Origin of the sequence: Paenibacillus aurantius, from assembly GCF_032268605.1 — a bacterium.
In the GTDB taxonomy this organism is placed as follows: domain Bacteria; phylum Bacillota; class Bacilli; order Paenibacillales; family NBRC-103111; genus Paenibacillus_AO; species Paenibacillus_AO aurantius.
In genome coordinates, this window is the sequence record NZ_CP130318.1 from 5,069,709 (window position 1) to 5,094,456 (window position 24,748).

Annotated in this window: 23 protein-coding genes; 7 read left to right on the forward strand and 16 right to left on the reverse strand. The window is 59.7% G+C overall.

Annotated features, from left to right (window positions below; all coding sequences use genetic code 11):
- Positions 1 to 385 precede the first annotated feature (385 nt).
- The 8 genes from tsaD to MJA45_RS22980 all read right to left on the reverse strand — a co-directional run bounded on the left by tsaD (position 386) and on the right by MJA45_RS22980 (position 6,948).
- Positions 386 to 1,429, reverse strand: a complete 1,044-nt coding sequence (tsaD, locus tag MJA45_RS22945) for a tRNA (adenosine(37)-N6)-threonylcarbamoyltransferase complex transferase subunit TsaD (RefSeq protein WP_315608085.1) — start codon at positions 1,427 to 1,429, stop codon at positions 386 to 388.
- A 70-nt stretch (positions 1,430 to 1,499) separates the two neighbouring features.
- The gene (gene rimI / locus MJA45_RS22950) at positions 1,500 to 1,943 is read right to left on the reverse strand and encodes a ribosomal protein S18-alanine N-acetyltransferase (RefSeq protein WP_315608086.1); all 444 of its coding nucleotides are present in this window, start codon (positions 1,941 to 1,943) and stop codon (positions 1,500 to 1,502) included.
- Positions 1,944 to 1,971: 28 nt separating this feature from the next.
- Entirely contained in the window at positions 1,972 to 2,964 is a 993-nt protein-coding gene (gene tsaB, locus MJA45_RS22955) for a tRNA (adenosine(37)-N6)-threonylcarbamoyltransferase complex dimerization subunit type 1 TsaB (RefSeq protein ID WP_315604220.1), read from the reverse strand.
- Positions 2,961 to 3,446, reverse strand: coding sequence for a tRNA (adenosine(37)-N6)-threonylcarbamoyltransferase complex ATPase subunit type 1 TsaE (gene tsaE, locus MJA45_RS22960; RefSeq protein WP_315604221.1), 486 nt, complete (start codon positions 3,444 to 3,446; stop codon positions 2,961 to 2,963). The genes tsaB and tsaE overlap by 4 nt, the downstream gene beginning before the upstream one ends.
- 235 nt (positions 3,447 to 3,681) lie before the next feature.
- The gene (gene thiL / locus MJA45_RS22965) at positions 3,682 to 4,722 is read right to left on the reverse strand and encodes a thiamine-phosphate kinase (RefSeq protein ID WP_315604222.1); all 1,041 of its coding nucleotides are present in this window, start codon (positions 4,720 to 4,722) and stop codon (positions 3,682 to 3,684) included.
- 342 nt (positions 4,723 to 5,064) lie between these two features.
- Positions 5,065 to 6,408 (reverse strand): cytochrome P450, encoded by a 1,344-nt coding sequence (locus MJA45_RS22970; RefSeq protein ID WP_315604223.1) that lies wholly within the window; start codon positions 6,406 to 6,408, stop codon positions 5,065 to 5,067.
- Between the two features lie 114 nt (positions 6,409 to 6,522).
- Positions 6,523 to 6,705 (reverse strand): H-type small acid-soluble spore protein, encoded by a 183-nt coding sequence (locus tag MJA45_RS22975; protein ID WP_315604224.1) that lies wholly within the window; start codon positions 6,703 to 6,705, stop codon positions 6,523 to 6,525.
- A 36-nt stretch (positions 6,706 to 6,741) separates the two neighbouring features.
- Entirely contained in the window at positions 6,742 to 6,948 is a 207-nt protein-coding gene (locus MJA45_RS22980) for a hypothetical protein (RefSeq protein WP_315604225.1), read from the reverse strand.
- 188 nt (positions 6,949 to 7,136) lie between these two features.
- On the opposite strand from MJA45_RS22980, the gene ku reads away from it, so the two are divergent.
- From ku to MJA45_RS22995, 3 genes are read left to right on the forward strand one after another with little or no spacing between them, the layout of a single operon-like run.
- The gene (ku, locus tag MJA45_RS22985; RefSeq protein WP_315604226.1) at positions 7,137 to 7,961 is read left to right on the forward strand and encodes a non-homologous end joining protein Ku; all 825 of its coding nucleotides are present in this window, start codon (positions 7,137 to 7,139) and stop codon (positions 7,959 to 7,961) included.
- Between the two features lie 17 nt (positions 7,962 to 7,978).
- Complete coding sequence (locus MJA45_RS22990) at positions 7,979 to 8,869, forward strand: ATP-dependent DNA ligase (RefSeq protein ID WP_315604227.1); 891 nt, start codon at positions 7,979 to 7,981, stop codon at positions 8,867 to 8,869.
- On the forward strand, positions 8,866 to 9,750 hold the full coding sequence (locus MJA45_RS22995) for a DNA polymerase domain-containing protein (protein WP_315604228.1): 885 nt from the start codon (positions 8,866 to 8,868) through the stop codon (positions 9,748 to 9,750). Before MJA45_RS22990 ends, MJA45_RS22995 begins: the two co-directional genes overlap by 4 nt.
- 2 nt (positions 9,751 to 9,752) lie before the next feature.
- Here MJA45_RS22995 and cls read toward each other — a convergent pair whose 3' ends face one another.
- Positions 9,753 to 11,315, reverse strand: coding sequence for a cardiolipin synthase (cls, locus tag MJA45_RS23000; protein WP_315604229.1), 1,563 nt, complete (start codon positions 11,313 to 11,315; stop codon positions 9,753 to 9,755).
- A 66-nt stretch (positions 11,316 to 11,381) separates the two neighbouring features.
- On the opposite strand from cls, the gene MJA45_RS23005 reads away from it, so the two are divergent.
- From MJA45_RS23005 to MJA45_RS23020, 4 genes are read left to right on the forward strand one after another with little or no spacing between them, the layout of a single operon-like run.
- The gene (locus MJA45_RS23005; RefSeq protein ID WP_455430389.1) at positions 11,382 to 13,019 is read left to right on the forward strand and encodes a spore germination protein; all 1,638 of its coding nucleotides are present in this window, start codon (positions 11,382 to 11,384) and stop codon (positions 13,017 to 13,019) included.
- Positions 12,988 to 14,169 carry a Ger(x)C family spore germination protein gene (locus MJA45_RS23010; RefSeq protein ID WP_315604230.1) on the forward strand — a complete coding sequence of 394 codons (1,182 nt, stop codon included), beginning with the start codon at positions 12,988 to 12,990 and terminating at the stop codon, positions 14,167 to 14,169. The genes MJA45_RS23005 and MJA45_RS23010 overlap by 32 nt, the downstream gene beginning before the upstream one ends.
- Positions 14,166 to 14,426 (forward strand): hypothetical protein, encoded by a 261-nt coding sequence (locus tag MJA45_RS23015; protein ID WP_315604231.1) that lies wholly within the window; start codon positions 14,166 to 14,168, stop codon positions 14,424 to 14,426. Before MJA45_RS23010 ends, MJA45_RS23015 begins: the two co-directional genes overlap by 4 nt.
- Entirely contained in the window at positions 14,407 to 16,131 is a 1,725-nt protein-coding gene (locus MJA45_RS23020; RefSeq protein ID WP_315604232.1) for a GerAB/ArcD/ProY family transporter, read from the forward strand. The genes MJA45_RS23015 and MJA45_RS23020 overlap by 20 nt, the downstream gene beginning before the upstream one ends.
- Before the next feature lie 66 nt (positions 16,132 to 16,197).
- Here MJA45_RS23020 and MJA45_RS23025 read toward each other — a convergent pair whose 3' ends face one another.
- The 7 genes from MJA45_RS23025 to MJA45_RS23055 all read right to left on the reverse strand — a co-directional run bounded on the left by MJA45_RS23025 (position 16,198) and on the right by MJA45_RS23055 (position 24,658).
- Positions 16,198 to 17,253, reverse strand: coding sequence for a response regulator (locus tag MJA45_RS23025; RefSeq protein WP_315604233.1), 1,056 nt, complete (start codon positions 17,251 to 17,253; stop codon positions 16,198 to 16,200).
- Positions 17,246 to 19,024: a cache domain-containing sensor histidine kinase gene (locus MJA45_RS23030; RefSeq protein ID WP_315604234.1), complete on the reverse strand. Its 1,779-nt coding sequence runs from the start codon at positions 19,022 to 19,024 to the stop codon at positions 17,246 to 17,248. The genes MJA45_RS23025 and MJA45_RS23030 overlap by 8 nt, the downstream gene beginning before the upstream one ends.
- Positions 19,025 to 19,059: 35 nt before the next feature.
- Positions 19,060 to 19,932: a carbohydrate ABC transporter permease gene (locus MJA45_RS23035; RefSeq protein ID WP_315604235.1), complete on the reverse strand. Its 873-nt coding sequence runs from the start codon at positions 19,930 to 19,932 to the stop codon at positions 19,060 to 19,062.
- 16 nt (positions 19,933 to 19,948) lie between these two features.
- Positions 19,949 to 20,848 (reverse strand): ABC transporter permease, encoded by a 900-nt coding sequence (locus tag MJA45_RS23040; protein WP_315604236.1) that lies wholly within the window; start codon positions 20,846 to 20,848, stop codon positions 19,949 to 19,951.
- 72 nt (positions 20,849 to 20,920) lie between these two features.
- Positions 20,921 to 22,513 carry an extracellular solute-binding protein gene (locus MJA45_RS23045; RefSeq protein WP_315604237.1) on the reverse strand — a complete coding sequence of 531 codons (1,593 nt, stop codon included), beginning with the start codon at positions 22,511 to 22,513 and terminating at the stop codon, positions 20,921 to 20,923.
- A gap of 284 nt (positions 22,514 to 22,797) precedes the next feature.
- Positions 22,798 to 23,751 carry an ABC transporter permease gene (locus tag MJA45_RS23050; RefSeq protein WP_315604238.1) on the reverse strand — a complete coding sequence of 318 codons (954 nt, stop codon included), beginning with the start codon at positions 23,749 to 23,751 and terminating at the stop codon, positions 22,798 to 22,800.
- Entirely contained in the window at positions 23,735 to 24,658 is a 924-nt protein-coding gene (locus tag MJA45_RS23055) for an ABC transporter ATP-binding protein (RefSeq protein WP_315604239.1), read from the reverse strand. The genes MJA45_RS23050 and MJA45_RS23055 overlap by 17 nt, the downstream gene beginning before the upstream one ends.
- Positions 24,659 to 24,748: the final 90 nt, after the last annotated feature.

Here is a 24,748-nt window from a genome sequence, read left to right on the forward strand (position 1 = left end):
GGGCGGATCCCCTTATCGGCTCGGCCGGCGGTCATCTTACCCGTCAAGCTTCGCCCGCCCGATTACGGAGGCTGCCCGTCAGAACGTGAGACCCGGCTGACCGAGCTGCCGGACTGGCCGTTATGCCGAAATCCGTAAGGATTCCGGACGGCTGCCCGCTCGTCGTTCGGCCGGCAAGCCGAAGTGGCTTGCGGACCTGCCGCGTGTTCCGTTCTGCCGCTCCCGGGTGAGTTCAGGGTTCCTTCGTCTGCGTCGCACCTTCCCGCAGCTCTCTGATCAAAGGGCTGTCACCTTACTGCTCCCGTTCCCAGCGTTTGGCTATTTGAATTGTTGTTGATTATAATATGCCGCTTGCGGCCTGTCAATACATGCAAAAAAGAATGGGCTACTGCACCGACCAGTCCTCCAGGGAGAGGGACGGCTCGGCTTTCAGGTAAGGGGGCGCGAATTGGCCGCGCTCCCACTTCAGGAAAGCCGCGGCGCCGATCATGGCGGCGTTGTCGGTGCAGAGGCTGAGCGGCGGGACCAGGAGCGGGATCCCGGCCTCCGCGCAGCGCTCCTCCAGCCGGGTGCGAAGGCCGCGGTTCGCCGCGACGCCTCCGGCCAGCAGCAGCTGCCGGGAGCCGGTCTCCCGGACGGCGCGGATCGCTTTCTCCGTGAGGACGTCGAGGACGGACTCCTGAAAGCCCCGCGCCACCTGGTCCGCCGGCAGCTCCACGCCCTTCATGCGCGCCGTGTTGAGAGCCGCCAGTACCGCCGATTTCAGCCCGCTGAAGCTGAAATCGTACGATTCCGGCTCCAGCCAGGCGCGCGGCAGCGGCAGCGCGCTGTCCGCCTCTGCGGCGAGCCGGTCGACATGCGGCCCGCCGGGATACGGCAGGCCGAGCGCCCGTGCGACCTTGTCGTAGGCCTCGCCGGCGGCATCGTCGCGTGTGCGGCCTATGATGCGGAAGCGGCCCGGCGCTTCGACGTGCACGAGCTCGGTGTGGCCGCCGGAGACGACCAGCGCGAGAAGCGGATACTCCAGCTCGTGAACGAGCGCGTTCGCGTAGATGTGGCCCGCGATGTGATGCACGCCGATCAGCGGCAGCCCGAGCGTCGAGGCGAGCGACTTGGCGGCCACGAGCCCGATCAGCAGGGCTCCGACCAGACCGGGGCCCTGCGTCACGGCGATCGCCGACAGGTCGCCGAGCCCGAGCCCGGCCTCGCGGACCGCCTGCTCGATAATGAGCGTGATCGACTCCACGTGCTTGCGCGAAGCGACCTCGGGCACGACGCCTCCGAACGCTTTATGGGTTTCGATTTGGCTGGAGACCACATTGGAGCGGATGACCTTGCCGTCCTCTATGACGGCTACCGAGGTTTCATCGCAGCTTGTCTCCAGCGCCAGTATATAACAGGGCCGGCCGGACCGGTCCCGGGTGTTCATCCTCATGGCTATCGCTCACTCTCTGTAAGAAACCGGGGGAAGGCCGTCTTGTTCGCTCCGGCCCTCCCCGTTAGGATTGTGGATGGTACTTCTCCAGCTCCGCCCACATGATCAAAGCATCCTCGTTATTATCCGTATAATAGCCTTTGCGCACTCCTACGGAACGGAAACCCATTTTGACATAGAGGTTCTGGGCGACCACGTTCGTCACGCGGACCTCCAGAGTCATTTTGGCCGCTCCCATGAAGCTGGCCGTTTTCTGAAGCTCCCCCACGAGGCGTTCCCCCAGCTTGCGGCCGCGGAAGGGGGCCCGGACGGCGATATTCGTAATGTGGGCTTCATCCATGATGAGCCACATGCCGGCATACCCGGCGATGACACCGTCCACCTCCATGACCATGTAATGGGCAAAATGGTTGTTGACCAGCTCATTGTAGAAGGCTCCCGCCGACCAGGGAGTCGGAAAGGCCTCCTGCTCAATCTCGCATATGGTGTCGATGTCGTTCAGCTTCATGGCGCGGAACGTCAGTTGAAAGCCCTCGTCAGGCACGATCTGCTCCACCCGGCACCTCCCCGCCGCCGCTCTTGGCCAGAAGGTTAACCTCGGCCTCCGCGAGCTGAGTGTAATTCGGCACGATCCCGTGTGGATCGCGGCTGTAATCCCCTAGCTGCTCCTTAATCCGGGCGAGCCTCCCAATGGAATAAGCACGGATGTCCTGGCCGAATGCCTGCACCTCGGCGGACAGTCCGGCCGCAAGCCGCTCGGCGAAAGTGCCGAAGCCGGCCGTTTCGCCGACCAGCAGGATCCGGTCCGGACGGTGTTCGTCGGCGAGCCGGAGCAGCCGCTCCGTCCAGTCCTCCATGCGCCGGATGCCGTCCTCGGCAAGCCGCGTCCATCGGCCGCCGGCCGCCGACCGGTCACCTGCATCCGAAACGCGGACGGCTCCCGGTTCCGGCGCGGCCGGTATGGCCGCAGCCGAAGCCGCAGCGGAAGATGCAGGTACAACCGAAGCCCCTTCGGAAGAGACGGACAAGAGCTTCCCGGGACCATATGCCAGCTCGAAAAGCCCCGTATACGCCTGGGCCCGGCGGGCATCCATTAGGGGAACGATCCACAGCTTTCCGCCGGCTTCGTCCGTTCGCCCCGCCTCCGGCCCCGCTTCCGAGCCGGCCGTCTGCCCTTCCACCGGGGTCCCGTAGGCCAACGCCTCCAGGCTCGATACGCCGATCACCGGCCTCCCCAAAGCCCAGGCCATCGTCTTCGCCACGGTAACCCCAATGCGCACCCCGGTATAGGAGCCCGGGCCGAGCCCCGCGGCAAAGCCCGCCAAATCCCCCGGTCTCATGCCGTGGGTTTCGAGCAGGGCGTCGATCATCGGATTCAAATAAAGCGAGTGGTTGCGTTCCGCCCGCTCGGTACGCTCTTCGATCAGCCGGCCGCCCTCCATCAGCGCTATCGTCATGCAGGCCGTCGAGGTATCCATGCCCAGCCAGCGGCCGGCCGGTGCTTGTGTTGTCGTCACGGTGTCGTTCATATCAGCAATCCGTTCTCCTTCAGGCGGCGGCACCAGTCCGTGTAGGGAAGTCCCCGCGGGGTCAGGCGGAAAAGCCTGTCGTCCGGCCCCTTGTTCTCGATGTAGACGGCCAAGTGATCCTCCGGCATCCACTCACCGATCAAGCTGGCCCATTCCACCACGGTCAGCCCGCCTCCATAGAAATATTCGTCCAGCCCGAGTTCTCCGGCTTCTTCGGAGGAGAGGCGGTAGACGTCCATATGATAAAAGGGAAACTCGGTTCCCTCGTATTCCTTAATGATGGTAAACGTCGGGCTGTTTACCGTATCCGTTACACCGAGCGCCCGGGCGGCGGCCTGCGAGAACGCGGTTTTGCCCGCGCCGAGGTCTCCGTCGAGCGCCCATACCGTGCCGGGGACGGCCAGCTCCGCCAAAGCGCGGGCGAGGCGTGCCGTGTCCTCCAGCCCGTGCGATTCATAGAGGAAGACCTGCGGTTCGTCCATGGTCTGCAGCTCCTTATGCGTTATGGGGTTCTTAATCGGAAAATAGGCCGTTCTTCTGAAGATAGGCCGTACAGATCGGAATAGTGCCGCAGGCGGATTAGGCCCGCACAATCGGGCGCCCCCGGCTTGAGCCGGAGACCGAAGAAAGCCGCCTGCGGCTTTGGAAGCCTATCCGCCCCGCGTTCGTTCGGGTGCCCGGAAGCTTCCTTCGGGCCTCCCGTAAGGTCTCTTCGGGCTAGCCGAAATGGTTGTAGCCCGACTTGGCGACCGGCCTCTCCTCCCCGTCGATTCCGACGAGCCGGACCCCGGCAAAGGCCGAGGTCGCCGTGCCGATGCGGAAGAATGGCAGCCCTTCCGCGGCGAAGGCTTCGGCCGTGACGGCCATCGCTTCTTCCGGGAGGGTGCCGAGCAGGACGTAGTCCTCGCCGCCGGTCAGGATCCACTCCAGCGCGCTCGCGCCGACGGCATCGGCATAGGCCTTAAGCTCCGGGGCGACCGGGATATCGGCCTCCCGCAGCAGCAGGCCGCAGCCGGACGCTTCGGCGATTTCCCATGCCTCGCTCGACAGGCCGTCGCTGATGTCGTTCAGCGCGGGAGCGGCTCCGCCCGCGAGCAGCCGGCGCCCGGCCGCTACGCTCGGCTCCGGCCGGCGGTGCGCCGCCACGAGCCCCCTCACCGGAGGAGGGAACGCCTCCTCCGGGATGGGCTCGTCTGCGGCTGCCTCCGGCCGGGCGCCTGCGGCGAGCAGCGCGTGCAGCCCCGCCGCCGAGCGGCCCGGCCAGCCGGTGACGAACACCGCGTCACCGGGCCGGGCGGCGGAGCGGAGCAGCGCGCGGCCGGGCTCGACCTCACCGGTCACGGTCACGGTGACCGTGAGCCCTCCGGGCGTCGAGGTCGTGTCCCCGCCGGCCAGGGCGACGCCGTAGCGGTCCGCGCAGGCGTAGAGGCCCGCGTAGAGCTCGCGCAGCCGGTCCGCCGGCACGGAAGCCGGCACGGTGAGCGCGACCAGCGCGTTGCGCGGGACGGCACCCATGGCGGCCATGTCGCTGACGTTCGAGGCCATGGCCTTCCAGCCGATGTCATACATAGACATCGTCTTGGAGTTGAAGTGCACGTCCTGCACCATCGTGTCGCACGAGAGCACCAGCTGCATGCCGGGGGTGAGCTCCGTCACCGCGGCGTCGTCGCCGATCCCGACGACGAGATGGGTCTCCGCAGCCGTCCTTCGGCCGGGCGGACGATCCGTCAAATGCCGGATCAGGGCAAACTCTTCCACTGGGCATAACCCGCTTTCCCGTCTATGGTTGACCTTTATTATAGCCCTACCGAATTACGCAAGCAAGGCATAGACCCGGCACCTTTCGGTTGGGAATGTCCCTTGCGGGAAGGCTCCCGTTAAGGTTGCCTCCATGCAAGGGCAGCGGGTGAGGGCAGGGCCGGCGAAAGAAAAAAAGCCCGCCCATTCTCTAAACTGTCCTTTACGTAGAGTACAGTTTACTCATGGGGAGGGGCTTTAAATAGTCAGAACCTGGCTCGGGAAAAATCCGCTCTTTCTGCCTTGGGCATCGTCGAAACGCACATGGCCTTCGCCTGCCGTTCGATAAAATAGGTCGCTTAGCTACCTGCGCTTCTCGGCCACCATCCGCAGCCCATGCTTCGGTCTCAGCGTCACGAGCGGCTCGCCTTCCACCTTATGGTGATCCTCCGCCAGATCCAGCCGGAACCGGCGGGCGATCGTGGCCAGCACCAGGCTCGCCTCCATAAACGCAAAGTGGTTGCCGATGCAGATGCGCGGGCCTCCTCCGAACGGGAAGTAGGCGAAACCCGGGATGCGCTTCAGCAGATCGCCCTCGAACCGTTCGGGCCGGAAGACCTCCGGGTCTTCGAAGTAGCGGTCGGACCGGTGAATGACATATTGGCTCATCATCACGGTGTCGCCCGGCTTCAGCAGGTGGCCACCGATCTCCACCTCCTCCGACACTTCGCGGTTGACCGCCCATACCGGAGGGTAGATGCGCAGCGCTTCCCATATCACATTGCCGGTGTAAGGAAGCTTCTCCAGATCGGCCACCGTCGGCAGACGGTCCGTTAGCACCCGGTCCAGCTCCTCCTCGAGCTTGGCGCGCGCGTCCGGATTTTGCGACAGAAGGTAGAACGTCCAGGCGAGCGTGTTGGCCGTCGTTTCATGCCCCGCCAGGAAGATTGTCATGACCTCGTCGCGTACCTGCTTGTCGGTCATGCCGGTCCCATCCTCGTCATCGCGTGCCGCCAGAAGCATGGCTAGGAGGTCCTCCCGGTCCTCTTCTCCTTTGGCCCGGCGCTCCTGGATGATGCCATAAATAATCTTGTCAAGCATTTCCGCCGATTCCTTGAATTCCTTGTTGTTCTTGGTCGGCAGCTCGAACGGAAGGTCGATAAAGGAGCTCGCCCGCCTCGAGACATATTTCATCCCGACCTCCAGCGCATGGCTCACATCCCCGTACCCTTCCGACAGATTCATGCCGAACATGGTTTGGGTGATAATGTTCAGGGTAAGGCGCATCATGTCGTTCGTGATCACCCGCTCTTCGCCGCTGCGCCATTCCGAAATCAGCTCCTCGGAATACCGCACCATCGTGTCCCCGTAGCGGCTGATGGTCGTCTTCTTGAAGGCCGGCTGCAGCATGCGGCGCTGCCTCATGTGCTGTTCGCCTTCGCTCGTAAGCACGCCTTCCCCGATGACGGCCTTAGCCGTCTGAAGACCTTTTGCCTTGCGGAAGCTCGCCTGCTTCGTCAATAGAACCTCCTTGATCGAATCGGGGTCGCTGATCAGGTAGACATGGCGGGTCGGCCCGAACCGGATCGGCACGAAATCCCCGTATTCCTTATAAGCCTTCTGCAAAAAAGCGAGCGGGTCCTTGCGGAATTCCAGCAAATTGCCGGTAATCGGCCGGCCCTTGGGTCCTGCTCCGTTTACAGCCATTCGGCTTCCTCCTCCTCTTCCTGCACCTTTATAAAAATCGCCTCGCCCGAAAAGGGGAGGCGTCTCCATTTTATTACCACCGAAACGAGGCATATTAATAAACCGTTGGTCAAATCAATGAACCTCGTCCAGCTCCTCTACGGAAACGGTTCTCGTATCCGCCGGGTTGCTCTCGGCGTGCACCTTCACCTTGTTTCCCTGCCGGTCGACGCTGTCGATCCAGACAGGTACGCCGTTCATCTCCACCGTAATGCGTTCGCTTGCCTGTAAGATCTCTTGGGCGCGGGTAATGTCCATGCTCCGTTCTCCTTTTCCTGTTGATCTTGTGGGGATCTATTCCCCGTCACGCTCGGGGTCTTCTTCGGCCGCTACGGATTCCGGGAAGGTCATCGTGTCCGTGGTGGAACTGTTGATCCAGCCGTTCTCATAGGAAACGACTCCTCCGCCCAAGCCTTCGTTGATCATCCGGTCAATGTCCATAAAATGCTCGTCCCGGCCTTCGAGCGTGGTGTCCCCGTGCTCATCGGTACGTTCTGCCATGGAAATCCTCCTTTCAGCGGCTTGTGTCATCAGCCTAAGCGGGAATAGCTTATCCGGATTGGGCCGGCTTCATTCATAAAATTGGTGAAATCGGGATAGACTAGGAGATAACAATCTGCCCGACTGCCGGGCCAACAGCCTTATTCGACCGAAGGATGGACCGGATAAGGCGCCAGGAGGAATCGTTCATGCATACCATTTGGAAAGGCGCCATCTCGTTCGGGCTTGTCCATGTGCCCGTCAAAATGTTCGCCGCCACGGAAGACAAGGACATCTCCATGCGGTATGTCCACAAGGAGTGCAGCACCCCCCTCTCGTATGTCCGCAAATGCCAAAGCTGCGACCGCGAGGTCGGCTGGGACGAGATCTCGAAGGGCTATGAATATGAGAAGGGCCGCTTCGTGCTGTTCGAGAAGGACGAGCTGGAGAAGCTGAACCAGGAAGTGAACCGCGAGATCAAAATCCTCGATTTTGTAGACCTGGAAGAGATCGACCCGATTTATTTTCAGAAAACCTACTACCTCTCCCCGGGCGACACGGGCTCGAACGCTTACAGCCTGCTGCTCGAGTCCATCAAGCAGACGAACAAGATCGGAATCGCTTCCGTCTCCCTCCGGTCCAAGAGCTCACTTGCCGCCATCCGCGTTATCGACCGCTGCATCGCGATGAACACGATTTTCTACCCGGATGAAATCCGGCCTGTGGGCCAGGTTCCTAATCTTCCCGAGGCGAGTCAGGTCAACGACAAGGAGCTGACCATGGCCAAAATGCTCATCGAGCAGCTCTCCACACCGTTCGAGCCTGAGAAATACAAGGACGAGTACCGGTCCGCCCTTATGGACGCGATCCAGCAGAAGATTTCGGGCGAAGAAATCCGCGTGGCTCCGGAGCAGCAGCGGGCGAACGTCATCGACCTCATGTCCGCCCTGCAGGCGAGCCTCGACGCCGTGAAGCCGGAGAAGCCGGCCGCAGGCAAACGGAAGGGCAAAAAAGCAAAGGACTCCGTTTCCTGATGCTGCCGCTTGAGCCCATGTCCCCGATTCTGGACGAACGTCTTCCCGCCGGTCCCGAATGGGGCTACCAGCTTAAATGGGACGGCGTCCGCCTCCTCACCGGCCTCGATAACGGGAGCGTTCAGCTCTACTCCAAGCGGCAGCTGCCGAAGAATGCCGTATTCCCCGAGCTGGTGGAGACCCTGTCCCGGGTGAAAGGCCGGCTGGTTCTCGATGGAGAGGCGGTGGTGTTTGATCCGGTCAAGGGCCGGCCGGTATTCCAGAAGGTGCTCCAGCGGGAGCGGCTGAAGCAGCCGGCGGGCATCCGCGAGGCGATCGCCCGGGAACCGGTCGCTTACGTGCTCTTCGATGTGCTGGAGCAGAACGGAAAGGATCTCCGGGATCAGCCCTTCCGGGAGCGGCATGAACGCTTACTGGAGCTCTTTCCCGAGAAGAAGCCGGGGCTGTTCGTGACGGACCTGTTTCCGGACGGACAGGCGCTGTGGACCTGGGTGGAAACGAACGGCTGGGAAGGCGTCGTAAGCAAGCGTCTCGCGAGCAAATACCGCTCCGGCAAGAAGCATGGGGACTGGTTCAAGAAGAAGACCGCCCTGGTGCTCGACGTCTCCATCGTCGCCTATACGATGAAGGCGGGGGTGCTTTCGAGCCTGGTCATGCTCCGGGACGGGGTCTACTTCGGCCGCGTCTCGCTCGGGCTCGATACCGCGAAGAAGCGGGAGCTGCTCGACTACGCCGCCCGGCTCACCCCCGGTCTGGCCCTCTGGTCCCCGCTGCCCGCCGATCTCCGGAAGGAGACGCTTCTGTGGCTATCCGTCCCCTTCCCCGTGACCGTCACAGGCCTCGAAATAACGGAAGCCGGCCAGCTCCGGCACCCGAAACTGGTTAACCCGGGAGGCATCCATCCATGAAGACCGTCAAAGGCACTGTCACGATCGAAGGCCACGAGCTGACGATTACGAATCCGGACAAGCCCCTGTGGCCGGAGATGAAGATCACGAAGCTGATGTACCTGCAGAAGCTTATCCGGCTTGCTCCCTACCTGCTGAAGTACACCACGAACCGCTACCTGACGACGATCCGCTTCCCCCACGGGGCGGGCGACGAGAAGTCCTTTTACCAGAAAAACGCCCCGGAGCCGGTGCCCTCCTTCGTCCGGACGGCTGAGCTTCAGGGCATTAATTACGTTGTGCTGGATTCGGTTCCTACCCTGATCTGGCTCGGCAATCTGGCCTGCCTGGAGTTTCATCCGTCCTTCCACTATGTAGACGATGAGCTGCCGGCCGAGTGGGTCATCGACATTGATCCGACCCTTGAAGTCGAGCCGAGAATCATGGACGCGGTCGATAAAATCGGGGACGCCCTGGACCGGATGAAGATCCAGGCCGTTCCCAAGACGTCCGGCGCGACCGGCGTTCAGCTCTTCATCCCGATCGAGCGCGGATATACGTTCGACCAGCTGCGCGGCATCGGGCTTTTTCTCGGGAACTTTCTCGTGGAGAAATACCCCAAGCTGTTTACGATCGAGCGGCTGAAGAAGAACCGCGGCGACCTCATCTACGTCGATTACCTTCAGCATTATTACGGCAAAACGTTATCCGCCCCCTACACCCCCCGCGCCCGTGCACATGCCACCGTGTCCACCCCTCTGTTCTGGGACGAGGTGCACCGCCGGGTCGATCCCCGCGAGTATAACCTGCTCACCATCGAGGAGCGCCTGAACAAGTTCGGCGATCTCATCGACCGCGTCAAGCCCCAATCCCTCGATCACGTGCTCTCCTTCCTCCGCTGACTCTACAAGAGGGGCGAGAGGATGCGGAGCACGATTTCCCCTGCCTTCTGGGCGGCCGGACGACGGGCGAACGAATCCAGCTGCAGCTCCTCGCTTGCCGCCAGGTCCCTGTCAAAATCCGCCGCCAGCCTGTCCAGCGTTTCTCTTCCATAAAGCACCGCGTTCAGCTCAAAGTTGCAGAAGAAGCTCCTCATGTCCAAGTTCATCGTCCCGACGGTGGCGACGGCATCGTCAACCAGCATGATTTTGCTGTGGAGGAAGCCCTTCTGGTACCGGTAGAAACGGATCCCCGCTTGCAGGAGCTCCTCCAGATAGGAGAACGAGGCCAGCTGGACGAGCCGGGAATCCGGAACGGACGGGACGAGAATCCTCACGTCCACTCCGCTGAGCGCCGCCGTCTTAAGCGCCATGATCAGACTGTCGTCGGGAATGAAATACGGGGAAGCCAGGTAAACTTTCTTCCTTGCGGTGGAGATGGCGGAGAAACATACCTCCAGCAGACGATCCGAGTGGCCGTCCGGCCCGCTGCAGACGACCTGCAGCTTCTCCCCTTCCGCCGGCGGCTGTACGGGATAATAGGCGGAGGCGTCGATTGTCGTCCGGGCGGCAAAACGCCAATCCGATAAAAAAAGACGCTGGAGGCCGTATACGGCCGGACCGCGGATTCTCAGGTGCGTATCCCGCCAGTGGCCGAGCCGGGGATTTCCTCCAAGGTACTCGTTCCCGATGTTGATGCCCCCGAGGAAGCCGGTCGTCCCGTCCACCACCACGATCTTCCGGTGATTGCGGAAGTTGATCCGTCTGTCGAGAAAGGCAATCATCGGCGGGAGGAAGCAGGCGGTCTCCACCCCTGCTTCTATTAATTCCCGCAGATAAGCTTTGGTGAGCTTATAGCTTCCAATGCCGTCGTAGAGAACCCGGACGCGCACCCCTTCCCTCGCTTTGCGGATGAGCAGCTTCTGAAAGTCCCTTCCCGCTTCGTCATCCCGGATGGTATAGAACTGAAAATGAATATGATGCTTCGCCCTCTCCATCGCTTCCTGGATCGCGGGGTACGCCGTTTCGGCGCCGGTGTAGACCTCCACCTCGTTGCCATCGGTAACCGGACTTTCCGGCAGGCCCCGCAGAAACGAGGCCAGCCGGCTGTCTACTCCGGTAAGCCCCTCGTCCCCGGGCCGTGAAAGAGTGGTTGCCTCGAAGGGCGTCAGCTCGGCGGAAACCTCCACGCCCGGTGGTACCCCGAGCTCCGGAAATGTCCACCGGTCATAAGGACGGGAAGGTGCCGGATAGCCATAGCTTCTTTTTTCGTGAATCCCGTTCCCCTTCCAAGGAATCCCCGTTTCCTCCCCGTGCCCCCCTTCCGCCTGACCCCGCTCCCTCCCGCCGATCATCCGCTTATGCCGGAATTCCTGGGCCATGAAATAATACATAACGAATCCAAGTATGGGGAAAATAAACAGAACGAGGAGCCAAGCCACGCTTTTTGACGGGTGGCGGAATTCCACTACGAGCACTGTGAGCAGCAGAAGGATCCAGATCGCTAACGCGCCGATTGCCCAGTACAAGGTGTCTTCCTCCTTTTGAGGCAGCTGCCGGCCCCTACGTCATAATTGGAACCAGGTGATTATTCAGTGTACCCAAAAAAGAACAAACCTAATAAGGTTCAGGAGTATCTGGAATTCGAGTATATCGACGATCTGAAATCCGTCCCGATCCCGGCCGATTTGAAAGTTAACCAGCAATACTTCAAGCAGATGTTCACGGACTGCTCCGACGTCGTCATCCGCCCCTTTCAGCTGGAAACGGGGATTCCGGCTGTGGCTGTCTTCGTGGACGGGCTGGTCAACACGGAGCTCTTGGAGAATGCCCTGGAGAACATTATGGTTTTCGAAGGGGGCGAGGTCGATATCGAGCGGATCCAGCTCCGCAATCTGTCCGTCTCACAAATCAAAGCGGTGGATAACTACGGGGACCTCCTGAACAGCATGCTGAGCGGCGATACGGCGTTGTTGGTCGAGGGCAACACCAAGGCCCTCCTGCTTGGGCTGCGGGGAGCCCAAACCCGAAGCGTGGGAGAGCCGGAGACCGAGACGGTTATCCGCGGTCCGCGGGAAGGCTTCATCGAGAATCTGCGAACGAACACGTCCCTCGTCCGGCGCAAGATCAAAACCCCGCGGCTCAAGATGAAGCCGCTTGTAATCGGCAAGCACAGCAACACGAACGTGGTTGTCGCTTACCTCGAGGGAATCTCCGATCCCGAGCTGGTCAAAGAGACGGTTGCCCGGCTGAAGAAAATCAATATCGATACGGTTCTCGAGTCCGGCTACCTGGAGGAATACATTCAGGACAGCGCCTTCTCCCCTTTTCCCCAGGTGCAGTATACGGAAAGGCCGGATGCGGTGGCGGCGGCCCTGGCCCAGGGAAGGATCGCTATTTTTACGGATGGAACGCCGATGGTCCTGCTGGTTCCGACCACCTTTTCCCACCTGCTGCAAGCGACCGAGGATTACTACGAGCGGTTCCAGATGGGGACGCTCATCCGCTGGCTGCGCTACCTCTTCCTGCTGCTGTCGATTCTGACGCCGGGGCTTTACGTGGCCATCTCGACCTTTCACCAGGAGCTGCTCCCGACCACGCTGCTGCTAAGCATTGCCGCGGCCCGGGAGGCGATTCCCTTCCCCGCCGTCGTGGAGGCGCTCATCATGGAGATCATCTTCGAGGCGCTGCGGGAAGCCGGAATCCGCCTTCCGAAGGCGGTCGGCTCCGCCGTGAGCATTCTCGGCGCGCTTGTCGTCGGCCAGGCCGCCGTCCAGGCGGGGATCGTGTCCGCTCCGATGGTTATTGTCGTTTCGATAACCGGAATCGCGTCCTTCACCATCCCGCATTATAACGGCGCCATCGCCCTGCGCATGCTGCGCTTTCCGATCATCATCGCCGCCTCCCTTTTCGGCGTGTATGGGATTCTGATCGGCGGCATGATCATCGTCGGCCATATGGCCAATCTCCGCTCCTTTGGGGTGCCTTATCTTGCTCCCGTCGGCCCTATGTCGCTCGGAGACTTGAAGGACGTGCTGTGGAGAGCCCCTATCTGGGCGATGAACAAGCGGCCCTCCTTCCTGGACGTGCCGGACATTACCCGGCAGGGAACCGAGCTTAAGTCTATTATCAAGGCCCAAGGCGGCTTCCGGGATGCCCAGTCCTTGGACCGCGGGGACGAAAACGGTAAGGAGGCCGAGCATGATCATCCTGTCGGGAAAGAACCTTCCTAGAATGCTGCTTCTCCTGCTTGTCCCGTTTGTTCTAAGCGGCTGCTGGGACCGCCGGGAAATTAACGACTCCGCCTTCGTCATCGCCTCCGCCATCGATCTCGACGAAAACGGCCAGTATCGGGTCTCCGTCCAGGTACCGCTGGCCGGACAGCTCGGCGGAGCGAGCGGAGGCGGAGGCGGCACGGGAGGAAGCAAAACCTACTATGTTGATTCCGAGTCCGGCACCACGATAACCGAGGCGGCCAATAAGCTGCAGCTGCGGATGGCCCGCACCCTTGTTTTTGCCCACCGCCGCGTTCTCATCATCGGAGAAGACTTAGCCCGCAAAGGAATACGGCCTTTGTTCGACGTGGTGGCCCGCACCCCGGAGAACCGCCTTTCCGGCTATATGATTGTGGCCAAGGGAAAGGGCTATGACCTGCTTAACGCCCAGCCCAAGCTGGAGCGGTTCTCGGGCGAGGCGATCCGGGAGCTTGTCAAATCCGAAGGGCGGATAATCATCAATATCAAATCGGCGGCAAGCGCCCTCAGCTCCTACGGGATCGACCCCGTTCTCGCTTACGTGGGCACGAAGAAAACCGAGAAAAGCGAAGCCCGCTCAAGCGAGGTCGATATTCTCGGCTATGCCATGTTCAAGGACGACAAGATGGTCGATTCCATTCAGCAGGAGGCGGCCCAGGGACTTTTCTGGCTTCAGAAGAAGGTGAAACCTTACAATTTTCAGGTGGAGCTGGAAGGCCGGAAGGTGGCCCTAATCATGTCGGAAGGAACGGCCGACTTTGTTTCCGCGGAGAAGAAGAACGGCAAAGGAAAATTCACCATAAAGGTGAAAGCCCTGCTCACGGTCCAGGAGAACCTGTCGGACTTCAACATGTCCTCTAAGGAAATCTCCCAGGAGCTGGAGGACAAAGCGAATAATGCCATCCGCCGGGAAATCACTCAAACCATCGCGCTGATCCAAAGACATAAAGCCGATCCGGCTGGACTGGGAAGGTTCATATGGCATAAGTTTCCCCGAGAATGGAAAGAGCAGTATGAGAAAGACTGGCCGGATATTTTGAGCAAGGCGGAGTTTGATCTTCAGATCAAGACCTCCATTACGCAAATCGGCCTCATTACCCAAAACATTGCGGAGAAGGTGCCTCGATGAGTCCGATCTTCCTGTTCGCGTTCGTGGTGATTTTCGTGTACTACCTGCTGCGGGATTTGATGATTCTGCGCGGGGGGAACAAGAGGAAGATCAACCTTCCTCTTTACCTAACGATCAACGGGATCACTATTGTTCTTCTGGTCAGCCTGTTCCTGCATGTGAGGCCCCCTATGCCCACCCGTTGGCTTAACCAGCTGCTGGGGCCCACCGGAGAATCCATCGTAGGAGGGTACCAGCGTGAGAAATCAAACCATTAGCCATCGCCAGCTGGCCTGGCTGATCGCCGCCGGGTTCATGACCTCCACCACCATTCTGCTGCCCCAGCAGCTCGCCCTGTATTCCGGCAACGACGCGTGGTTCGCGCCCCTTTTCTGCGCCATTTATGCGCTTCTAGCCTGCTACGTCTTCTACCGCCTGGCCAAGCGCTATCCGGGACAGACAATTTTTCAGATCACCAAGCTGCTTGCGGGCAAATGGATCGGGAGTCTCCTGAATATCATCATTCTCTTTAACATCTGGCTGATATTCGTAAGAAACTCCCGGCTGTTCATCAACTTCGTCAAGCTGAACCTGCTCCCTTCCACGCCAGAGGAAATCCTGCTGCTGCTTCTGGTGGTGGTTCTGATCTACTACGGGTCAACGAGCATCGAGGTCACCGCCAGGGTAAACGAGCTGTTCTTCCCTTTCCTGTTTCTGAGTACCTTGATGCTTCCCATTCTGCTCAGCAATGAGCTATCGATCTACCAGCTGGAGCCGGTTCTCGTCAAGCCGGCTTCCGATCTGACGCTCAGCGGGCTGATCGCCTCCTCCTGGTATGGGGATGTTATCGTGGTAGGAGCCTTCCTGCATACGATCTATAATTCCAAGCAGCTGTACAGCGCGATGAGGCACGGAATTCTGCTGTCCGTCTTCGGCCTTACGATTCTGTGCATCGTCGGCATCGCCGTGCTCGGAGCGAATACGTTAGGCAAAGAGAATTACCCGTCCTATGTGCTCGCCGAGCAGATTCACATTTCCGATTTTCTGGACCGGGTGGAGCTCATCCTGTTCAGCATTTATTTCCCGACCTTCCTGGTCAGCATCATGACCGCCTTCCTCGCCCTTCTGATCGGAGTGGCGAGCTTTACCAAGACGCGGGACTATACCTTCTACAGCCGCTCCATGGGATGGCTCATGCTCCTCGCCGTCTACTTGGCCTTCCCGGGGGGGCCCGAGACCCGTACCTTTGCCACCTACAGCTTCCCTCCCTTCGTCCTGACCGTTCAGCCCGTGCTGTTTCTTGTCCTGCTGATGCTGGCCCTTTGGAAAAAGACAACCCGATCCGGGCACGAGAAGGGTCAGCAGGAGGAAGAAGAGGGAGCAAACGGCAAGGAAGAAGAACGGGACGGTTCCCGGGAAGAAAGGGAAGCCCGGAAGATGCAGAAGGAAGGGCAGGAGGAGCAGGCCCAAGGGGGGGAGGAATCCAGGGTCTCTCATCATGCCCACGGAGGAGGGGAATCCCAACCCCCTCAGCAAGCTGACGATGGAAAAGAATCCCGGATCGCTCATTCCGCCCAAGGAGACGAGGACTCCCAGGCCCCTAACCGGGCGCGCGAAAATAAGGAAGGTGGAGCCGGGGACCGGGAGCGGGTCCTTCGGGAAGAATCGGAAACCGGCAAAGGGCGGTCCGGCCGGGAAGATGCGGTTTCCGCCTCCGGGAACCACGGTGGAGCTGACCAACCGACCTACCGCCATACGCCCGGCTCTGCCGCCAAGAAGCTGAAGAAGCGATGGTCCCTCCCGGTGTGGCGGCGGGTTACCCATCTGCTGCTCGGCCTTGGCATCGTCCTGATCGCCGCCGGCCATGGCTTCGGTCTCAATCATCAATGGGTGGGTCTTCTCTGTGCCATCGGCTACGCAGTCTGCCTGACGCTGGCCGTCCTGACCACCTATATGGAATCCAAAAAAGCAGGGAGCCAGTAGGCTCCCTGCTTTGCTTTCAGCTTGTCGATAACCCCCGTTTTGCTAATCCAATCCGCGGAACAGCCGTTAACGGCCGGCCCGCTGCCTGCGATATTCCGTCGGGGTCATGCTTACGTACTTCTTGAACGCTTTCGTAAAATGAATGTAATCCGCGTAGCCGACCTTATGGCCGACCTCGTAGATTTTGCTGGCGGGATCGGCCAATAAGAGCTTGGCCTGCTCCATCCGCCGGCCGCTCAGGAACTGCATGAAGGTCATGCTCTCGGCCTTCTTGAATATATAGCTGAAGTAGGCGGGAGACAAATTCAACCGCTCCGCAGCCTCGGCCATCGAGAACCCAGGGTCGCTGATCCGGCTCTCGATGTACGGCATGACCGACGCCACCAGCTGCTTGTAGCCCCAGTGACGCGACAGCCGTACCTGCCGGGCCGCATCGTCAAGCCGGTCCAGGAGCCACTCCGGCAGCGTCAGGGTTTCTTCTGCGCCGTATTCGGCCGGATCGGACGCACAGCACGCTCCCCCGCTTTTCTCGCGAAGCTCCTGATACAGTCCGGCAAGAAAAGCATGCGCCCCCCGCCTTTTCTCCTCCGCGCCGGCCTTCTCGGACGCCAGCTCGCCTGTGAGCAGACGGCGCATCCGCGCAATCCCCTCTTCGTTCCAGTTCCACAGCTCCTCGGCGGTCTGCTTCGCGAGCCAATCGTCAAGGAGCATCAGACGGTCGGGATCGCCTTCGGGAAGCGGACTCCGCTCGTTGAATTTATCCCGGAAGCGGCCGAGCACCTCCAGCAGATAATCGGAGTCGACGGGCTTCAGCAAATAATCGGCTGCTCCACACCGGATCGCCTGCTGGGCGTACTCGAACTCGCCGTACCCGGACACGACGATGATTTCGGCCCGATGTGACTTGCGCTGCAGCTCCTTCATGAACGTGAGGCCGTCCATCACGGGCATGCGCACGTCCGTAATGATGAGGTCGGGAGTCAGTTCTTCAGCAAGGATAAGCGCCTGCATGCCGTCTTCCGCTTCCCCGATAACGGTGAAGCCGTCCGCATCGGCATCGATCAGCGTCCGCAGCCCCGTTGTGACCATATGCTCGTCATCCGCCAGCAGAACCTTATACAAGACGGAGTCCCCTCCTTTCGTCCGCAGGCGCGTAAGGAAGCTTCAGCTCGATGATGGTACCGGCCGTATCCGACGCGGCGATGGAGACGCCGTAGGGCGGCCCGAAAGCGAGCCGCAGCCGGCAGTGCACGTTCCACAATCCGATGCGTTCGAAGGGCTGGCGTCCCGTATCCAGCATATCCTGCTCAGAGAAGGAGGCGAGGGCGTCCCGATACCGCCCGAGCAGATCCGGCTCCATCCCGCTTCCCTTATCGGCGATGCGCAGCGTAAACCAGCGGCTGTCCGCTTCCCCCCAGATGCCGATATAGCCGGGCTTGCGCCCGTGCTTCTCGTAGCCGTGCGCGAACGCATTCTCCACGACGGGCTGGATGATTAGCCTCAGGCTCTCGACCCGAACGCCCCAGTCGGGATTCAAGCCGACATCCACCTCCAGATCCTTAAACCGGGCTTTCTGAATCTTGATATAGGTCAGCACATGGTTCAATTCCTCTTCCAGCGGGACGGGCTTCTCGGAGACGTCTAGGCTGTAGCGCAGAATCTGGGACAGCCACACCGTCATTTGGCTGATCGGCTTCACCTTGGACACGATAGCGTGGGAATTGATCACCGACAGCGTATTGTACAGAAAATGCGGATTGATCCGGGACTGCATCGACTGAAGAAGCGCTTCCCGCTGCTTGATCGCCATCTCCATCTCCCGCATTTGCGAACGGTGGGCCACATCAATGAGCCGTCCGATTTCGTCCAGCATGTGGTTGAAGCCCTGATTCAGCCGTCCGATTTCGTCCTGACGCACCGGGGCGCGCACATGCAGATCGCCCATCTCGGCCTTCTTCATCAGCTTCAGCAGATGGGACAGCGGACGGGTTATGGACAGTGATAACATGGCCGCCGTCACCAGGGCGAAGAGGAACAGCAGCCCCCCGACGAAAACCGTCATATCGCGCGTCGCGTTGAGCTTGCCCATGAGCATGTCCCGCGGAATTTCCGCGACCAGGGTAAGCCCGGTCAGAGAGGAGCGGTCGGAGATGACCATCTTCCGGTCATGCCCCTTCCCGGTTATCATCGAGCCTCCCTCCGGACGGACGGAGGCGGGTCTGCCCCACAGCTCATGGTCCGGATGGTACAGATAACGGCCGTTTTCGTCGACAATGTAGACGAAGCCGGTGCCCCCGATCCGCACCTCATCGATAATCTCCAGAATCCGGTCCAGGAACAAGTCGATCACGATGGCTCCGGCCGGACGGTACGTCAGATTGTCGATGATGCGGCGGTGCACCGTAAGCACGGGTGTATCGTTGACCTTGCTGATGCCGAGAATCCGGTAATTGGGTCCGTCCGCGCTGACGTTCCGGTATTGCTCGATCCTGTCTGCGAGGGACGTGCTGCTGTAGTAGACGCCGCGGTTGGACAGCACCGTGAAGCCGTAAATATCTCCTCTGCCGTACACATACCGGGGATAGACCTCGGCCAGCAGCTGATTGCTCGTATAGAAATACTGGTACTGGTCCTGGGGATCGATTTTCACGAATTCCTGAACGAGCTTGTTGGTCAAGAGCGGCAGGGTCGCCTTTTCGATATCGTCAAAGTAGAAATCGAGATTGTGATTGATTTGCTTGACGAGCAGACCGGTCGAATCGACCGCGTTGTCCTCCAGCGACTTGCTCGACTTGCCGTACCAAATCGCGGCGGACACGGAGAACGGTACGAGAAAAAACACGAAAAACAGCAGCAGCAGCCTCGTCTTGATTGTCGGCTTCCCTCTCCGCATACCTTCACCACTTTGCTTCTAATGTTGGGCCGGTGTTATTCCTTCAGCGAACCGAGCAGCGCGCCTTGGACAAAATATTTTTGCAGAAACGGATAAACGATCAGGATGGGAGCGGTCGCAAACAGAACGACTCCCGCCTTCATCATCTCGGGCGTGAACTGCATGCTCAGCTGAAAATTGTTGTCGACGCCGGAATTTGCACCGTCCTGCACGATTAGATTCTGCAGCATCACTTGAAGCGGATACAAGCTCTTGGTCCGCAAAAAGATGAGCGCCGAGAAATACGAATTCCATTGCCCAACGGCATGGAACAGGGCGATCGTCGCCATGACCGGCATCGACAAGGGGAGGACGATCCGGGCGAAGAGGCGTATTTCCCCGCTGCCGTCGATCTTCGCGGCGTCGAACAATTCGCCGGGAATGCCCTGGAAGAAGGTCTTCATGATGAAGACGTAAAAGGCGCCCATCGCTCCCGGAATCATCAAGGACCACAGCGAGTTGACCATGCCGAGCTCCTTGATGAGCAAATAAGTCGGGATGAGCGGGGCCGGGAAGATGAACGTCACCAGAATCAGCTGGAGCGCGAGCTTCCTCCCCGGCATGACGCTTCTCGACAGCGCGTAGGCAAGCGAGCCGTTCAGCAGAAGCGCCAGGAACGTGCCCAGCACGGTAATGTAGACGCTGATGGACATCGCCCGCCAGAGCGAGTCGGAGTCCAAAATGCTCTTGTAGACGTCGAACTGGATGCCCCGCGGCCAAAGCCCGACCAGTTTGGCGTTGGCGAACTGCGGAGCGCTCAAGGACACCGCCAGCAGATGAATCATGGGGGCGACCATCAGGAAGCTGATTCCGAGCAATAGGCATCCGTTGATACAGGCAAACATCCGGTCCTGTCTCGTGCGGATCATGGCAACCTCTCCTTTCTCAATAAATGCTCTCGCCGGTCGTCCGCTTGCTGAGCGAGTTGACGAACACGATCAGCAGCAGCCCGATGACGGACTTGAAGATCCCGATGGCGGTCGTGTAGCTGAACTGGCTGCCGAGTAGGCCGACGCGGTAAATATAGGTGTCGAACACTTCGCCGACGTCGCGGACGAGCGGGTTCAGGAAGATGAGCATCTGCTCTATGTTGGCGTCCATGAGATTCCCGATTCGCAGCAGCAGGAGCACGACGATGGCCGGCATGAGCGACGGCAGCGAGATGTGCCACATCCGCTTCCAGCGCCCGGCCCCGTCGACCATGGCAGCCTCGTACAGATTGGGATTGATCCCCGCCAGAGCGGCCAGGTAGATGATCATTCCCCAGCCGACCTCCTTCCATATGCCGATGGAGATCAAGGTGCCGATGAAGTAGGCCGAATCCCCGATAAAGTCAATCGGACCGATGCCGATCCGCAGGAGCAGGCCGTTGATCAGCCCCTTTACGTCCAGAAAATTAAGGAAGATACCGCCCACGATGACCCAGGACAGAAAATGCGGCAAGTAGAGCAGCGTCTGGACGGGCTTCTTCATCCACAGGGCGCGGACTTCATGCAGCAGGAGCGCAAGCACCAGCGGGGCGGGAAACCCGAACACAATCGAGTAGATGCCCAGACGGAGCGTGTTGAGGAAAATGCGGGAGAAGTCCTCAAACCGGAACATCCGGATAAAATGATCGAAGCCGACCCACTCGCTGTTCAGAAAACCCTGGAAGAGATTGTAATTTTGAAACGCGATGACGTTGCCGGCAAGGGGGACGTACTTGAAGATCAGAAAATGCAGCAGACCGGGCAGCGCGATCAGGAACAGAACCTGCGCATCCTTCTTTTTGAGCGATTTGTTCACTGGGCTCTCTCCCTTCCCTTCCAACCGTTAGCGTCGGGGGGGCCCTTGCCGGGCCGCCGCCCGCGCGAACGGTTATTTCTTATGGAAGCTGTTGTACCATTCCGTCGCCTCTTGAATGACTTCGTCGCCGCCCCGCTTCTTCCAGTCGGCCACGAAATTGTCGAAGGCGGAGTCGAGCGGGGCTTTTCCGGTCACCACCTTGGCGAACATGTCGGTGAAGAGATTGGAGCTGCCCAAGCCGAGCGCCAGCTCTGGTTTATTGGAGAGTGATTTCAAGCGCGGCATATACAGGCCGTCATGCTTGATCATATTCCGGGAGGCGGTCTCATAACCCTTGATAAGCTTGTCGGCTTCCGGCGCCACCTTGAGCACGAGCGGCGAAGCGAAGCCGATTTCCTTCATGTTCAGCGACAGCTGATACATCTGGAAGGCGTTCTTGTCGGCATTGGCCGGAGCGGAGGAATCGTAGTTGATCTTGCCGTTCTCTTCCGTGTAGTTCACGCCTTTGATGCCGTAGGCGTAAAACTTTTCGGCTTCCGGGCTGGTCCATGCCCATTCCAGAAACTTCAGCGATTCCTCTACGTTCTTCGACTTGGACGGGATGACCCAGACAAAATAAATGCCGTCGCCTTGAACGCCGATTCCGCCCTTGCCGTCCGGGCCCTTGGGCGCTTCGGCCATGCTGATCGAGGCTCCCGGCTGGTTTATGAACGTCTTCGGCGCGTTATCCTTACCATAGCCCGCCGAATACTGGTAGACGGCGGCTCCCCAGGACCCGACCTCCCCTTTGGCGATCGAGGCGTTGTGTTCGTCCTCCTTCTTGGTGAACAGATTCGGGTTCACATAGCCGTTGTCGTACAGCTTCTTCCAGAACGCTATCGCATCCTTCATTTTCGGATCGAGGAAATCGGGCGTCAGCTTGCCGTCGCGCAGATTGAACAAGCCGGGATGAACGCCGAAGGCGGGGATAAAGTAATCGCCCCAGAAGCTGTTGAAGATGCCTATTCCGTACTCGTCGTTCGGATCGCCGTTTCCGTTCATGTCCTCTTTCTTGACGCCTTCGAAAAATTTCAGATAGTCGTCAAGCGTCTTCGGCATGCTCATATGGAGCTTGTCGAGCCAATCCTGCCGGATAAAGACGACTCCGTCGGCGGGCATTCCGGTCCCTACGGGGATGCCGTAGATTTTGCCGTCCTTGGTGACGCGCGGACTCTTCCAGGCCGTCTCCGGGATTTTTTTCTTCAGGCTCGGCGCGTATTTGTCTATCAGCGGCCCCAGCTCCTGGAAGACGCCTTGGTCGACCGCTCCGGAATGGTTCGTCGAGTTGATGGAGTCCGTACGAACGAGATCGGCCAGCTCGCCGGAAGCGAACCGGAGAGACAACTGCTGGCCGTAATCGGCATGCCCCAGGAACTCGAATTTCAGGTCATAGCCGGATAGTTTGCTGAGTTCTTTGACATAAGGATCGTCATCCTTCGCCTGCTTCGCGTAGGCGGCTTCCGAATGGGACAGCAGGACGTGAAGCTTCTTTGGAGCATTTGCCGCCGTTCCGGCGGGCGAGGTCGACTGCGGCGACGCAGCGGGCTCCGACTTGCTGCAGGCGGAAAGCGCGGTGCCCAGACAGAGCGATGAGGTCACGAGAAGAACGGTCCATTTTTTTTTCAAACCTTGTATCCCCTTTCATGACATAGGTTACCGAATCGAATTCCTCGATTCGCTTTCATCGTACAGGGAATTAAAGCGCTTTCCTATGTCATTTTTAAGAGCAGCTATGTGATTTTTCAAAAAAATGAATCCGTCTCTGTCCCGGCTGAGGAAGCGTCGGCGCCTGCAGGACAAAGAGGCTTCATGCCGACGGACTGCTAGACATGAAGCCTCTTTGTTACCTCTGCGTTCCCGGAGGTATCCGGCGGGTCAGCCGTGTCCGGCCGGTCCCGGATGACAACCGGTCAGGCCGCCACGTCCCTTTTCATGAAGATGGACCAGGACAGGATGTTGAAGATCAGGAAATAGACTGCGAGAACCGCAAGCGAGAACCCCATGGACATGCCTTCCTTCGGAGGCATTCCCGTCAGATAGACCGTCAGGTCCGTATTCGCGAACAGGTAATACTTGATCCAATTGTATTTGCTGAAGAAGCCGAGAATGAGCTGGCCGAGGAACATGACCCCGAGCGAGAGGCCGATGGCCATGGACGAGCTCCGGAAGATGGTCGAAACCATAAACGCCAGGGTCACGATCATCACCAGTCCGGCGCAGTTAAGCCCGTACGTCTGAAGCGCGTGAACCAGCATGCCCGTCTGGTGAACGGCGCCGTCCTTCGACGCGTACAGATAGGGCAGGTCCGCCCCGCCGAAGCCGTAAAGGATGCCGTTGATGACGAACGACGTCGCAAACAGGATGACCAGCAGCAGGATCGAAAAGGCCAGGGTCGCCGCATATTTGGAAAGCAGGATTTTGGCCCGGCTGGCCGGACGGATGAGCAGCATCTTGATCGTCCCCGTTGCGAACTCAGCCGCTACGATATCCGCGGCAATGATCACCGTGAAAATCGTAACGAGCGAAATCAGGTTCGCGGAATCCAGCACCCCTTTCCAGAGGGTATTCTTATCCGCCGGCGGGAGGTCGTTCTGAAGCCGGTACTCCATTACCTTGGTGTCGCGCTCCAGCATCTGCTTATACGAATCCGGAACGCCCGGCTGAGCCGTATTCCGTTTGTTCTCCTCGATGTGCCGGGAAGTCTCCGCACGCCAGTCGGCGTTATCCGCCCTCGGGCTGTTGCGCTCGATGAGAATCGCGGCGGCCACGGTAATGGCCATCAGAATACCGACGAGAATCCAGGTGCGGAGACGGCGGTAGATTTTCATATTTTCGTTGCGGACCAGGTTAAGCAATCTGATCACCCCCCGTAATCTCCAGGAATTTATCCTCCAGCGTCTTGGTGAGCGCCCGGATGCCATAAACCTTGACCCCGGCTCCCACCAGCATGGAGTTGATCTCGGCAGTCTCCTCCCGGTCCAGGGAAACCTCGATGCCGCCCTGGCCGGTATTGGCCTTAAGGTCATCGCGCGCTTCCGTTAGCGCCGCCAGCGCACGCTCCGCATCATCCACCTCGAAAAGCACGGAACGCTTGCCCACTTCGTCGGTATATTCGTTCACCAGCCGGACGTCAATCAGCCGGCCCTGCTGGATGATCGCGACCCGGTCGCACATCAGCTGCATCTCCGAAAGAAGATGGCTCGAGACGACGACCGAGATGCCCTCTTCCTTCGTCAACTGGCGCAGGTAGTCCCTCAGCTCGCGGATTCCCGCCGGATCGAGCCCGTTCGTCGGCTCATCGAGAATAAGCAGCGACGGCTTATGAAGAAGAGCCTGGGCCACGCCCAGCCTCTGCCTCATCCCAAGCGAATACGTCTTCACCTTGTCGTGAATGCGGTTGTTCAAGCCGACCAGCGAGACCACCTCCTGGATGCGGTGCTTGGTCACCCCCGGCACCATCCGGGCAAAGTGGACGAGGTTCTGGTACCCGGTCAAATATTTGTACATTTCGGGGTTCTCGACAATGGCCCCTACGTGCCGGATGGCCTTCTCGAAGTCTTTGGCGATGCTGTGGCCCTCGATCAGCACTTCCCCTTCCGTAATGTTCATCAGCCCGACCATCATCCGGATGGTGGTGGTTTTCCCCGCTCCATTCGGTCCCAGAAAGCCGAATACCTCCCCTTTCGGGACATCGAAGCTTAAGCCGTCGACAATGGTTTTGGACCCAATGCGCTTGGTCACGCCGCGCAGCTGTACAATCGGTTCGTTCATGGTTTCCTCCCTATCTGTCGGCCCCCAAAGCGGCCGGGTTATCCATAAGATCAGCTCTGTCCGCTTCATCATAAGCTTTCGCCTATCCAA